We start from the raw sequence: 12,688 nt of genomic DNA on the forward strand, positions 1-12,688 counted from the left end.
CATTCGCCGCTTTGCCCCCCGACGCCAACGACGTTATTCTGCACAGCAGCGAGACTAGGGGGGAATTGTTAAAATGACAACTACCGAAGACCAGACGCCAAAACTGACCGAAGAACATATTGAACGACTTAAAGAAAATATGGACAAAGTAGAAGAACTGTCCAAACGCCTGGTCGAGGTCATGGCCGGAAAAACGCCGCACACCCCCGCTCTGGATGGCCCGAATCAAGAGCTTTTTGCAAAAGCAGCAACTGCGTATTGGGCTGAAGCGTTTCAAAACCCCACAAAGCTGTTAGAGCAGCAAATTGAGTATTGGGGAAAATCGGTTCTCAACTTTGCGGAAGCGCAGAAAGCGATGACCCAAAGCGACGGGGATGTACCCCCAGCCGCTACCAAAGATAAACGGTTTGCCAATCCAATGTGGGAAACCAACCCCTACTTTCGCCTCATTCGCCAGCAGTACCAAACCAATGCCGAAGCGATCGCGCAGGCCGTTGCATCGGTTGACGATCTGGAAACCAAGGATAAGCAGCGTCTGCAGTACTTCTCGCAACAGATCATAGATATGATGGCACCGACGAATTTTCTGGCCACCAACCCCGATGCGCTGGAAAAGGCGATCGAGACCGAAGGGCAGTCCCTGATACAGGGGCTGGAGAACCTCGTGTCGGACCTCGAGGCCAATGACGGCGAAATGGTTGTCAGACTTGCTGACGAAAGTGCCTTTGAGATTGGCGGGAATATCGCAACAACACCCGGCGACGTCGTCTATCGCAACCGAATGATGGAACTGATCCAGTATAAACCGGTGACCGAGACGGTGCACGAAACGCCGATCGTTCTGTTCCCGCCATGGATCAACAAGTTCTATATCTTGGACCTAAAGGCTCAGAACAGCCTGATCAAATGGGTGACCGAGCAGGGCTATACCCTGTTTGTGGTCAGCTGGGTGAATGCCGATAGCTCGCACGCCGATATTGGGATGGAGGACTATATTCAGGAAGGGTTCCTGACCGCCATCGAAGAGGCGAAGAAAATCTGCAAGGTCAAGCAGGTCAACGCAGTGGGTTACTGCATCGCCGGTACGACGCTTAGCCTGACGCTTTCGCTGATGAAGCAGCGCGGTGACAAGTCGATCAAATCTGCCACCTTCTTCACCACCCTGACAGACTTTGGTGAGCAGGGGGAGTTCACGCCGTTCCTGCAAAATGACTTTGTGGATGGCATCGAAGAACAGGTCTCGAAGGATGGTATTCTAAAGGCATGGATCATCGGGCGAACGATGTCTTTCCTGCGATCCAGAGATCTCATCTATACTCCGGCGATCCGCAGCTACATGATGGGTGAAACACCGCCAGCGTTTGACCTGTTGTACTGGAACGGCGACGGGGCCAATCTGCCAGGTCGGATGGCGATCCAGTATCTGCGCGGTTTGTGTCAGAGCAACGATTTCGTCAACGACGGGTTCGAACTGCTTGGCCATAAGCTGCATATCAAGGATGTCGATGTGCCTTTGATGGCGATCACCTGCGAGACGGATCATATTGCCGCGTGGAAGGATTGCTATCGCGGGGTGCAGCAGATGGGCGCGAAGTCGAAGACCTTTGTGGTGTCCGAGTCCGGTCACATCGCGGGCATTGTGAACCCGCCCAGTAAGAAAAAATATGGTCACTATACCAATCCTGAGCTGAAGTGTGATGCTGATACATGGCTGAAAGAAGCTGACTTCCACGAAGGTTCGTGGTGGCCGATGTGGGAAGCGTGGTTAAAGAAGCGATCAGGCAAGCAGGTTCCCGCGCGCGATACCGGCGATTCGGATCATCCACGCCTTTGCCCGGCTCCGGGTACCTATGTTTTGGTCAAGGCAAACCGCTGATATCATTTTGAAACTCAAATTTTTCTGCATTGCAGCAAGAAAAAACTTGCAATGCTGCAATGCAGCAATCATATTACCTTCAAGCTGATGAGAACCGGGGTGGGCCCGGAACGGCTAGAAGGATTTAGGACAATGGCAAAGACCCAAGACTTTACCGCGACCCTGAAAGACATGATGGGCGCGTTCCCGGTTGACACAACCGCTCTGGAAGACGCATTCAAATCGACCGCTTCTCTGAACGAAAAGCTGTCGGGTGTTGCTCTGGACGCAGCTGAGAAATCGGCTGAAATCTCGAACAAATGGACCAAAGAAACCCTGGCCAAACTGACCGAGATGTCGAAAGCAAAAACCGAGCCTGCGGATTACGCAAAAGCTGCAACCGACTTCGCAAGCGCGTCGGCTGAAGTTGCCGCTGAAAACCTGGCTGCTTTCGCTGAAATCGCGAAAAAAGTTCAGACCGAAACCGTTGAGCTGCTGATGGCGGCTGGCAAAGACGCTGCAGAAGATGCAACCGCAGCCGTCAAAAAAGCCACCAACGAGGTGACCGCTGCCGCAAAGAAAGCAGCAACCGCCAAGTAAGTAAGGCTGCGATATAGCACCCATTCCTCCCAAATGGTGTAATCGCTTCGGGCAGGTCGCTTGACCTGCCCTTTCTTTTTGTTCTGCAGTCGCATAACCTCTGCTGCAACGCATCATCCTTGGGGAGGGTACAGGGTGTCGGAACAAGACAAACCGCTGCTGATCAAGCGCTATGCCAGCCGTCGGCTGTATAACACCGAGACCAGCGATTACGTGACGCTTGAAGATATAGCCGGTTTCATACGCGATGGCCGCGAGGTTCAGATCATCGACCTAAAAACCGGTGATGACCTGACCCGTCAGTATCTGCTTCAAATCATTGCCGAACACGAAAGCCGCGGCGAAAATGTTTTGCCGATTAATGTGCTGAACGATCTGGTGCGCAGCTACATGGTGCCGGGCGGGGGCATGATGCCGCAATTCCTGCAAAGCTCATTCGAGATGCTGCGCGAAAGCCAGTCGAAGATGATGGAGAACATGAGCGCCATGAACCCGATGTCCCAGATGCCGGGGTTCGAGGCGATGCAAGCGCAGCAAAAGGCCTTTCTAAAAGCCATGACCGGTGGTCTGTCGGGGAACTGGTCGGGGCCGGATGATGAACAAGAAACATCGCCCGAACCCAAAGAGGATTTGGACGACATCAAAAAGCAACTTGCCGAGCTGCAACAAAAACTATCGAAGCTGAGCTAGCCTGACCGATGCGCTGGCTGTCTGTTCTGGGCGCGTTGATCTGGGCCCAGACTGCACAGGCCCAAGGCCAGTTTACATCCGTGTGGGAACCTATCTGCACAATGGGTCGGGATACGGCTGCGGGCTGCGATGAGATTCGCGCGCGCGAAATTCTGGATGCAACGACCCCGCCCTGGCGCGCCATTGGCCGGGTCAATTTTGCCAGCCGCAGCCAGCGGTCCCATTGTACCGGCGTGCTGGTGTCTGAGCGGCTGGTTTTGACCGCGGCACATTGCTTGTACAACAGCGCGCGCAACCGCTGGATTCCTCCGGCCAGTATCCGGTTTGCCGCAGGGTATCAGCGCGGCGAGGCTGCCGCCGTGTCCAATGTATTGGCCTATCGGCTGGATTCGGAACAGGGGCGCGACGGTGTATTCAACAATCGCGCCGATCTGGATTGGGCCGTGTTGGAGTTGGCCGAGCCAATTGGAGAGCAGGTTGGTTTTTTCGATATTTCCCGGACTGTCCCGCAGATGGGCTCGTTCGCGGGCTATCCCGGATTGCGGCCCCACGTGCTCAGTCGCACCGATAGCTGCAATGCCGCACAGGCCGGCCAAGGGCTGATGCGCGCGATCTGCCCCGTCATGATGGGGGATTCCGGTGCGCCGTTTCTGATGCAAACAGAAACCGGGCTTGCCGTTGCCGGGATTTTGTCGCGCGTCGCGCCAACCCCTGACGGGATCGACGCATTGTTACTTTCAGTTCATGACCTTGATCTGCAATAGTACTGACGATCAGGTCCCGTAGACTGGCACCGGGCCAACAACCTCGCCAACAGAAGCCAGCAGGATGTCCGAGATTACGTCCAGTTCATCGCGCGTCAAACGCACGGGCAGACGTACATCGCAGGCCTTCATCAGCATCGCACGGGTCTGTGGCAGGTCGAACTGTTCGGGTAGGAACTGCCAGTTCCAGAAGGCACGAGCGTTATCCTGACTCAGGCCAAAGACCTGCACCTTGACACCGCGTGCCTCGGCTGCGGCGGCAAAGGCGCGGATTTCATCGTCGCTGAGGTCAACCAGATTGAATTGGATCGAATCCGGTGCGCGCTGCTCGGGTGTCAGAGGGGCAGGGACATCGATGTAGGGCGATGTGTTCAGACGATCAGCCACATAGTCATGGTTTGCCAGCCCGTCGCGGACACGGCGTGCCAATTCGGGGATTTGCGGACGAATGACTGCGGCGCTGAGGTTGCTCATGCGCAGGTTATACAGTGGCAACTGGTTCTGCCATTTGGCAAAGGCCTGTTCCAGCTCTGGTGAGCCAGAGTGCTTTTTCCAGTTGTGCTCGTATGCGCCCGACATGATAACAGCGCGCGCCACAAGATCCGCATCGTCGCTGACCAGAATGCCACCTTCGCCTGCGTTGATCATTTTATAGGACTGGAACGAGAAGCAGCCGACCTTACCGATGGTGCCAATATTGCGCCCATGCCAGGTTGTGCCCAATGAGTGGGCGGCGTCTTCGATCACCGGGATATCGCGCGCTTCACACAGCTCCATAATCGCGTCCATGTCCGAGGTATGGCCGCGCATATGGCTGATGATCACTGCCTGCACGCTGTCCAGCTTGGCCGTGAAATCGGCCATATCGACGCGATAATTGTCCCCGACCTCGCACAGAACCGGAATGCAATCCGCGTGAACAATCGATGACGGCACGGCGGCAAAGGTAAATCCGGGGATCAGAACCCGCGCATCGCGGGGCAGCCCAAGCGCCTTGAGCGACAAAAACAGCGCGGCAGAACAGGAAGAGACCGCCAGCGCGTATTTTGTGCCGAGCAGTTCGGCAAACTCTGTTTCCAGAAGAGCAACGGGCGCATCCTGAGGTGCGGTATAGCGAAACAGATCGCCTGACTTCATCAGGGCGTCGATTGCGTCTCGGGCGGCTGCGGGGATGGGTTCGGCTTCATGAACGTTGGGTACAAGCGTCATATTTGGATTTCCCGAATTTTATCTTTGGGAAATATAAATTCGATGTGCAGGCAAGCCAAGTCCCAATTCGCATCGTCAGCGAGATTTCACCAAATCGTCGTAAAGAATGTGTTCAGATACCCAGCCTGTCACGCAGCGCATACCAAGTCATGGCCAGTATCAGCAACGGCGTCCGCAAAGCAGGACCACCCGGGAAGGGCACTGCAGGAACGCGGGCCATGGTATCGAACCCCTCAGCCTGCCCCTGGATCGCCAACGCCATGAGTTGCCCCGCATGGGTCGCGGTGCCGACGCCGTGGCCAGAATAACCCGAGGCGGACAGGATATTTGGCGCAACCCGGGTCAAATAGGGCATGCGCCGCATGGTGATGCCCAGCGTTCCGCCCCATGCGTAGTCGATTTTGACGTCACGCAGATGCGGAAAAATCTCGGTCATCGGCTTGCGGACTTTTGCGGCGATGTCCTCGGGGAAACGATAACCATAACTTTCGCCACCCCCAAACAGCAGCCTGCCATCGGCGCTTAGCCGGAAATAGTTTATCACGAACTTGGTGTCAGCAACGGCGATATCTTTGGCCAGAACTTTTTGCACTTCAGCGCCCAAAGGTTCGGTTGCCGCGATGAAATTGTTGATTGGCATCACGCGCGATGCAACTTGCCGGTTCAGATCTCCGAGGTATCCGTTGCAGGCCAGAATTACGTGATCGGCAGTGATCTTGCCCTTTTCAGTGCGTACAGTAACACGAGCGCCCTGATCGATGCCAAGAACTTCGGTGTCTTCATGCAGTCTTAACCCGGCTCTGACAGCGGCACGCGCAAGGCCGAGGGCGTAGTTCAACGGGTGTAGGTGCGCGGCACCATTGTCCAGATACCCACCCGCATAGGCTGGTGAGGGGCAAAGTCCGCGCGCGGCATCGGCATCTAAAGTTTCGATTTGGTCGTATTTGTATTTACCCGACAGATGCGCCGCGTGATCATGTAGCTCTGCGCGCTCCGAGTTGTTAAAGCCCAGAACCGCAATGCCGGGCTTCAGGTCGCAATCGATCTGATGTTTTGAGATCAGAGATTTGACCAGATCCTTGGCTTCTTCGGCCAGATCCCAAAGCTTTAACGCATCTTCATCGCCGACAAGCCGTTCAAGATCCTCTTGATCCAAACGCTGCGCGCTGCCCAGTTGGCCTCCGTTGCGACCCGAAGCCCCAAAGCCCGCGCGATGAGCTTCCAGCAGGACAACATCGAACCCAGCCTCAGCCAGGTGCAATGCTGCCGAAAGGCCCGTGTATCCGCCTCCGACAATGCAGACGTCTGCGGTATGGTCGCCTTCAAGCGCTGGGTGGCGGTCAAATGCGTGCGCCGTCGCGGCATACCAGCTTGGCGGATACTCCGCCTTGCGGTCATTAGAATAGAGCAGGTTCATCGCGTCTTTGCCCTAGACGTTCATCAGCAGATGCTCGCGTTCCCACGGGGAAATGACCTGCAGGAACTCTTCGTACTCAGCACGTTTGACGATGCCGTAGACACGGGCGAACTCGGGACCCAGAACTTCGTGCAGGGCTGTCGCTTCATCAAACAGGTCCAGAGCTTCACCCATGATCTGAGGGATATCGCCGTCGCCTTCATAGGCGTCGCCATAGAATTGGCGGCGTGGGCGTTCTTGCTGAGTCAGGCCCAAATAGCCACAGGCCAACGACAATGCGATACCCAGATAGGGGTTGCAGTCCATGCCTGCGATGCGGTTTTCGACCCGGCGCGCCTCGGGGCCGGACAGAGGTACGCGAATGCCAGTTGTGCGATTGTCGCGTGCCCACTCCAGATTAATCGGGGCCGCATGGTCTTTGACATAGCGGCGATAAGAATTCACATACGGCGCCATCACCGCCAGCCCTGCAGGCAGGTGGTTCTGCAAGCCGGCGATGAAGTGATAAAACGCATCCGTCTCGCCACCTTGTGGGCCGGAGAAGATGTTCTGTCCCGTTTCTTTTTCGATGATCGAGTGATGGATGTGCATGGCCGACCCCGGCTCATCTTCGATCGGTTTTGCCATGAACGTAGCAAAGCAGTTGTGACGCAACGCGGCTTCGCGGATCAGACGTTTGAAGTAAAATACCTCGTCCGCCAGCTTCACCGGATCGCCATGACGCAGGTTGATCTCTAGTTGTCCGGCACCGCCTTCTTGCGTGATCCCGTCGATCTCAAACCCCTGAAATTCGGCAAAGTCGTAGATGTCGTCGATCACCGGCCCGAATTCATCGACCGCTGTCATCGAATAAGCCTGCCGCGCCGCCGCAGGTCGGCCCGAGCGGCCCATCATCGGCTTGATCCCTTGCGCGGGATCTACATTCGGCGCGACAAGAAAAAATTCCATCTCGGGGGCGACAACCGGCTTCCAACCTTTGTCGTGATACATCTTCACAACGCGTTTGAGCACATTGCGGGGGCTGAAAGGGATCGGCTCGCCATCTCGGTCGAACGCGTCGTGAATCACCTGCAAGGTCCAGTCGCCCGTCCAAGGAGCGGCCGACGCAGTTGAGAAGTCGGGTTTCAGGATCATGTCCCGCTCAATGAAACCGTCCTCACCTGCAGCTTCGCCCCAATCCCCTGTGATGGTCTGGTAGAAAATGCTGTCGGGTAGGTGAAAATAGGATTGCTTGGCAAACTTTGACGCCGGGACCGCCTTGCCGCGGGCGATGCCGGGCAGGTCAGAGATGATGCATTCAACCTCATCCAGCCGTTTGCCTTCAAAGTAGGTGCGCGCCGCCTCAGGCAGCTGATCTGTCCAGTCGGCCATCAGGCCCTCGCTTTCTTTAGGAACTCTGCCATGTGGTGGCCGATTTTGGCATTATCATCCGGGGCGTCTTTCCGGTTCGCTGCCGCCTGCATCAACGCATCGGGAACCACGCCTTTGCCTCGGGTCTCCATCAAGCCCTGTATGAAGTCATTTCCATATTCAGGATGGGCCTGCACGGTCCAGATCGTATCGCCATAGGTGACCATGGCGTTTTGGCAAAAGTCATTCGTACCGGTGACCACCGCTCCTGCGGGCAGTTTGGTCACTTGATCCTGATGCCAAGCATTCAAGGTGACGGTCTGATCGCCAAAGCTGTATTCCGTGCGTCCTACAGCCCAGCCACCATCAAACTTTTCCACTTTTCCACCAAGCGCTTGCGCGATGATCTGATGTCCAAAGCAGACACCAATCAAGGGGTTCCCTGTCTTCCGAATATCCCGGATCAGCTGTTCAAGCGGGGGAATCCAAACGTGATCTTCGTATGCGCCATGACGAGATCCGGTGATGATCCACCCGTCGGCCTGATGCGCGTCTTCCGGAAACTCACCATCGACCACTGCGTATGTTTGGAATTCAAAGCCGTTCCCACCCAGTAATGCGCGAAACATGCCATCATATTCCCCAAATTGTTCATGCAATTCATCGGGTGGGTGGCCGGTTACAAGGATGCCGATTTTCATAGTTCACCAAATTTGATCAAATTTATTCTAACGAAGCGAAGCGAGCTGGGCAAGAGGTTCAAACGCTCTCAAGATAGCTGAGCCAGTGCTCGTCAGGGGGGTGGGACGCGAATCGTGCAATTTCCTGCCGTTTGGTCATTACCAGGTTGCGGATCAGATCGTCCGGGAAAATGCGCGCAACTACCGGGTCAGTTTCGAAAGCAGAGATGGCCGACGGCCAGTCGGCTGCCAGCTGCGGCAGATCGGTCAACTCATAGGCATTGCCCGAAATCGGGCTGGGCGGTCGCAGGCCATCCTCGATCCCAACCATTGCCGCGCCCAGAACTGCGGCCAGCATGAGATAGGGGTTGATGTCACCGCCAGCAACGCGATGTTCGATCCGTCGGGCGGCAGGGGCACCACCCGGAATGCGCAGGGCAGCCGTGCGGTTTTCATAGGCCCAGCTTGCTCCGGTGGGTGCGTGGGCACCAGGCACGAGGCGCGTGTAAGAATTGCCATGGGGAGCGAAGATCAGCGTAGAGCCAGGCATCGCGGTCAGACATCCAGCAACCGCCGAGCGCAGTTCAACGGTTCCCTCGGCCCCTCCGTTATCGAAGACATTGCGTCCATCGACGTCGACGACCGAGAAATGCACATGCATTCCGTTGCCCGCATCCTCGGCATAGGGCTTGGACATGAAGGTTGCTGTGAAGCCATGCTTGCGGGCTACGCCACGCGCCAAGGTCTTGAAAAGCCACGTATCATCGGCGCAGCGCATGGCGTCCTGATGGTTCAGATTGATCTCGAACTGACCGATCCCGCTTTCAGATATTGCAGTCTGAGCGGGAATACCCATAGCGGCGCAACCATCGTAGAGATCGGTGAAGAACGCATCAAACGCATCCATTTCGGCCATCGACAGAACGGCTTCGTCCCGCAGCCTGCGGCGCGTGACCGGGTTGATCGGAGGCTGCGGTTGGTCGCCTGAGGCGTCAAGCAGAGTGAACTCGAGTTCTGTGGCGGCGATGACCGACCAGCCCCGTTCGGAAAATCGATCCAGAACCGCAGAAAGCGCGTGTCTCGGATCGCCCGCAAAAGGCTTGCCGTCATCGTGGTACAGGCACATGGGCACCAGCGCGGTGGGTGTATCAAGCCAGGGCATGGGAACCGGACCACGCCCGGTGGGGCGCAACACACCATCTGCATCACCGCTTTCGAAGACAAGCGGGCTGCCTTCGATATCAGCGCCCCAGAGATCGACATTGAGCGCAGAGAACGGCATGCGCACGGCGCCTTTGTCCAACTTGGCACCGTATGAGGGCGGCACGCGTTTGCCACGCATCTGACCGTTGAGGTCACAGGCGGCGACGCGGAATGTATGCAGGGCGCTCAGGTCCATAGGGGGCTCCGTGGTCTAGTCACGAGAGGTTTAAATCAGGATTAGCGTCTTGTCACGAAATTTGATCAAATTACGAATAGGCGTCGCTTGCGGTGGGGCGCGATGTTGAAAATCAACCGACTTGTACAGTGGTCGAGACCGCTGTCTTCCGAGTTGTACAACATTCAAGTGCCCGATTGTGCCGGGCGTAGCGATACCTATAGTCTCAGATATGTTCATCTTTCTTACCATAGTGTTACTGATCGCAGGCGGGGTCGGCTATTACGTCTGGTCCAAGAGACAGGCCCGCGCGGCGCTGTTGGCGACGCGTCTGACCTCGGATCAACGGGACATCATTGATCAGCAAGTTCCCATCATCCGGCGGCTGCCCGCCGGGCTGCGCAGCCACTTGGATGGCAAGGTGAACCTGTTTCTGGATCAAGTGAGCTTCTACGGCTGCGACGGGTTGGAAGTGACTGAGGAGATGGAGCTGTCGATTGCGGCGCAGGCCTGTTTGCTCGTGATCAATAGCGACATTTGGTATGACAATCTGACGACCATTCTGATCTATCCCAATGCGTTCAAGTCAAAGCAGCAGCGGCGCTCGGGCTATGTCGTGTCCGAGAAAGAGATCGTGCGGACCGGGGAAAGCTGGGATCGCGGACCGGTCATTTTATCATGGGCACACAGCCAGCAGGGCGCTCTGGATGATCGCGACGGGCAGAACGTAGTGCTGCATGAATTTGCGCATCAGATCGATGATCTGTCCGGGGGTACAAATGGCGTACCGATCCTGAGTGAAGGGCAGAGCTTTGCCGAATGGGAAAAGGTATTCCTGACCGCCTATGACGCGCATGTTCACGCGATTGAAAGCGGGCGGCACACGGTTATCGACCCCTATGGCGCAACCGGGCATGAAGAGTTCTTTGCCGTCTCGGTCGAAGTGTTCTTTGAGCGCCCGAAAGCGCTGAAGCACGAGGTGCCCGAGGTCTATGAGCAGCTTTCGAAACTGTTCCGGCTGAACCCGGTGGAGTGGGCTTAGCGCGCCAAATTTAGTCGGAAGCGCATCTTGGCTTTCCGCTCGGCAGGTAGGTGGCGGTTCAGGCGTTTGTTGACCCTTCCGAAGCCCCAAACGATGACCAGCGTCAGCAGGATGAAATAGAACGCCAGAATCGGGTAGGGGATGAACGGGTTGAACGTCTTGTCCGCGAAGTAGCTGGCGTAGTAGAGCGCGTCGCCCCGTTGTTGCCAGGCCGGGAAGGCCGAGAAGAAGACCAGTGTGGTGGACTGGAAGACAAAGATCGCTTCGTTCGTATAGGCGGGCCACGCCAGCCGCAGCATTGTGGGCCAAACGATACGTCGGAAGCGCGACCAACCGGACATGCCATAGGCGTCGGCGGCTTCGATATCGCCCTTGGGGATTGAACGAAGGGCGCCATAGAAGATCTCACCCGAATAGGCGGAAGTATTCAGGAACAGCACGATCAGCGCCCCCAGCCAGGCCGAGGTGAAGGCGTCGAACATCGGATAGGGCTTCTTCAGCGAAAGGAAGAAGAAATAGGCAAAGAAGAACTGGATGAACAGCGGCGAGCCGCGGAACAAAAAGATGAACCACTCGGACGGTTTACGCAGCCATTTATTCGACGAGGCTTTGCCGACGGCCAACGCGGTGGCGAGGAAGAACCCCGTGACCATCGCCATGATCCCGAAATAGATATTCCAGATCATGCCCGAGCCGATCAGCGTGAAGTGCTCGCAGAGGGTGAAATCGGCTTTGGGCAGCAGGCGTTCCCCAAAGCCCAGCGAACGGAGGCCGTAATCTTGAATGGTCTGGATGCAGCTCATGCGGTGGTCTCCTTGCGCAGAAGCTCTCCGCCCGATGTGGCCTGACCATGGGACAGGCGGCGCATCAGTTTTTCAAGCCCGATTTCCGAGACGCGGGTCATTCCGAGGTAGAAGATCAGCAGGGCGAGGAAGTACCACATGCGCCAGTCGCCATGAGGGTAATCGGTAAAACGGGATGTTTTTGTGCCGCCCAACTCGCGCGCCCAATAGACGATATCTTCGATGCCCAGCAGAAACAGCAGTGGCGTGGCCTTGATCAGCACCATCCACAGGTTCGATAGGCCGGGTAGGGCGTAGACCCACATTTGCGGCACCAGGATACGCCAAAAGGTCTGGCGGCGTGTCATGCCGTAGGCTGCGGCCGTCTCAAGCTGGGCATGTGGTACAGCGCGCATGCCGCCGAACAGGACGTTGGCGGCAAACGCGCCGAACACGATAGAGAATGTGACGACGGCAAGGAAGAAGCCGTAGGTTTCATGCACCCATTCGGGTGCAGTGCCCAGCGGCAGCTTGGCGGCCTGACAGACGATGAAGTCGTTGCCCTGCCGCACCGGATCGGTCCATTCGGGGCAGAGCACTTTATGGCGCAGCCATTCAAAGCCCTGATCCAGAGCGATCACGAAGAACAGAAAGAAAGCGATATCAGGCACGCCACGCACGATGGCGATATAGGCCTTACCCAGCCAGCTAAGCGGCGGGAAATGCGATCGCGCTGCCATAGCGCCGGCAAAACCGAAGCTCAGGGCGACCGGGGCGGTGACGGCCAGCAGACCCAGCACCTTGAAGAAAGAAAGGTAGAACGACCAGTGGACGCCATTGGTCAGATAGCACGAGAACCAGCGGAACGTGCCCAGCGTGTCAGGATCAGCGCAGTAGGAGAACATAAGGCGTCTTTCGAAC

Annotated in this window: 12 protein-coding genes; 5 read left to right on the top strand and 7 right to left on the bottom strand. The window is 56.7% G+C overall.

Annotation, left to right across the window (positions count from 1 at the left end; genetic code table 11):
* Positions 1-73: 73 nt before the first annotated feature.
* The 4 genes from ACR0I1_RS00170 (at position 74) to ACR0I1_RS00185 (ending at position 3,909) form a co-directional block, all read left to right on the top strand.
* Positions 74-1,876, top strand: coding sequence for a PHA/PHB synthase family protein (locus tag ACR0I1_RS00170; RefSeq protein ID WP_480704447.1), 1,803 nt, complete (start codon positions 74-76; stop codon positions 1,874-1,876).
* Positions 1,877-2,008: 132 nt separating this feature from the next.
* Positions 2,009-2,455, top strand: coding sequence for a phasin family protein (locus ACR0I1_RS00175; RefSeq protein WP_029621740.1), 447 nt, complete (start codon positions 2,009-2,011; stop codon positions 2,453-2,455).
* A gap of 135 nt (positions 2,456-2,590) precedes the next feature.
* The gene (phaR, locus tag ACR0I1_RS00180) at positions 2,591-3,145 is read left to right on the top strand and encodes a polyhydroxyalkanoate synthesis repressor PhaR (RefSeq protein WP_170393618.1); all 555 of its coding nucleotides are present in this window, start codon (positions 2,591-2,593) and stop codon (positions 3,143-3,145) included.
* A gap of 8 nt (positions 3,146-3,153) precedes the next feature.
* Positions 3,154-3,909: a trypsin-like serine protease gene (locus ACR0I1_RS00185; protein ID WP_170393616.1), complete on the top strand. Its 756-nt coding sequence runs from the start codon at positions 3,154-3,156 to the stop codon at positions 3,907-3,909.
* A gap of 9 nt (positions 3,910-3,918) precedes the next feature.
* On the opposite strand, the gene ACR0I1_RS00190 is transcribed toward ACR0I1_RS00185, so the two are convergent.
* The 5 genes from ACR0I1_RS00190 to ACR0I1_RS00210 form a co-directional block, all read right to left on the bottom strand.
* On the bottom strand, positions 3,919-5,118 hold the full coding sequence (locus ACR0I1_RS00190; protein WP_170563425.1) for an aminotransferase class I/II-fold pyridoxal phosphate-dependent enzyme: 1,200 nt from the start codon (positions 5,116-5,118) through the stop codon (positions 3,919-3,921).
* A gap of 112 nt (positions 5,119-5,230) precedes the next feature.
* Positions 5,231-6,535, bottom strand: coding sequence for an NAD(P)/FAD-dependent oxidoreductase (locus ACR0I1_RS00195; protein ID WP_170393612.1), 1,305 nt, complete (start codon positions 6,533-6,535; stop codon positions 5,231-5,233).
* A 12-nt stretch (positions 6,536-6,547) separates the two neighbouring features.
* The gene (locus ACR0I1_RS00200) at positions 6,548-7,906 is read right to left on the bottom strand and encodes a glutamine synthetase family protein (protein WP_170393610.1); all 1,359 of its coding nucleotides are present in this window, start codon (positions 7,904-7,906) and stop codon (positions 6,548-6,550) included.
* Positions 7,906-8,586, bottom strand: a complete 681-nt coding sequence (locus ACR0I1_RS00205; protein ID WP_170404894.1) for a type 1 glutamine amidotransferase — start codon at positions 8,584-8,586, stop codon at positions 7,906-7,908. The genes ACR0I1_RS00200 and ACR0I1_RS00205 overlap by 1 nt, the downstream gene beginning before the upstream one ends.
* 58 nt (positions 8,587-8,644) lie before the next feature.
* Positions 8,645-9,964, bottom strand: coding sequence for a glutamine synthetase family protein (locus ACR0I1_RS00210; RefSeq protein WP_480704451.1), 1,320 nt, complete (start codon positions 9,962-9,964; stop codon positions 8,645-8,647).
* Positions 9,965-10,175: 211 nt separating this feature from the next.
* Between ACR0I1_RS00210 and ACR0I1_RS00215 the strand changes: the two genes are divergently transcribed.
* On the top strand, positions 10,176-10,985 hold the full coding sequence (locus tag ACR0I1_RS00215) for a M90 family metallopeptidase (RefSeq protein ID WP_170421024.1): 810 nt from the start codon (positions 10,176-10,178) through the stop codon (positions 10,983-10,985).
* Here ACR0I1_RS00215 and ACR0I1_RS00220 read toward each other — a convergent pair.
* Complete coding sequence (locus tag ACR0I1_RS00220; protein WP_170421026.1) at positions 10,982-11,788, bottom strand: ABC transporter permease subunit; 807 nt, start codon at positions 11,786-11,788, stop codon at positions 10,982-10,984. The genes ACR0I1_RS00215 and ACR0I1_RS00220 overlap by 4 nt on opposite strands.
* Positions 11,785-12,672 (bottom strand): ABC transporter permease, encoded by an 888-nt coding sequence (locus ACR0I1_RS00225; RefSeq protein ID WP_170393600.1) that lies wholly within the window; start codon positions 12,670-12,672, stop codon positions 11,785-11,787. The genes ACR0I1_RS00220 and ACR0I1_RS00225 overlap by 4 nt, the downstream gene beginning before the upstream one ends.
* Positions 12,673-12,688 lie beyond the last annotated feature (16 nt).

This window comes from Ruegeria sp. B11 (assembly GCF_056539785.1).

Bases quoted from the DNA above. Each gene is read 5' to 3' on its own strand.
- ACR0I1_RS00210 (WP_480704451.1), bottom strand. From the start codon at position 9,964: ATGGACCTGAGCGCCCTGCATACATTCCGCGTCGCCGCCTGTGACCTC.
- ACR0I1_RS00175 (WP_029621740.1), top strand. From the start codon at position 2,009: ATGGCAAAGACCCAAGACTTTACCGCGACCCTGAAAGACATGATGGGC.
- ACR0I1_RS00185 (WP_170393616.1), top strand. From the start codon at position 3,154: ATGCGCTGGCTGTCTGTTCTGGGCGCGTTGATCTGGGCCCAGACTGCA.
- ACR0I1_RS00225 (WP_170393600.1), bottom strand. From the start codon at position 12,672: ATGTTCTCCTACTGCGCTGATCCTGACACGCTGGGCACGTTCCGCTGG.
- ACR0I1_RS00215 (WP_170421024.1), top strand. From the start codon at position 10,176: ATGTTCATCTTTCTTACCATAGTGTTACTGATCGCAGGCGGGGTCGGC.
- ACR0I1_RS00205 (WP_170404894.1), bottom strand. From the start codon at position 8,586: ATGAAAATCGGCATCCTTGTAACCGGCCACCCACCCGATGAATTGCAT.
- ACR0I1_RS00170 (WP_480704447.1), top strand. From the start codon at position 74: ATGACAACTACCGAAGACCAGACGCCAAAACTGACCGAAGAACATATT.
- ACR0I1_RS00195 (WP_170393612.1), bottom strand. From the start codon at position 6,535: ATGAACCTGCTCTATTCTAATGACCGCAAGGCGGAGTATCCGCCAAGC.
- ACR0I1_RS00200 (WP_170393610.1), bottom strand. From the start codon at position 7,906: ATGGCCGACTGGACAGATCAGCTGCCTGAGGCGGCGCGCACCTACTTT.
- ACR0I1_RS00190 (WP_170563425.1), bottom strand. From the start codon at position 5,118: ATGACGCTTGTACCCAACGTTCATGAAGCCGAACCCATCCCCGCAGCC.
- ACR0I1_RS00220 (WP_170421026.1), bottom strand. From the start codon at position 11,788: ATGAGCTGCATCCAGACCATTCAAGATTACGGCCTCCGTTCGCTGGGC.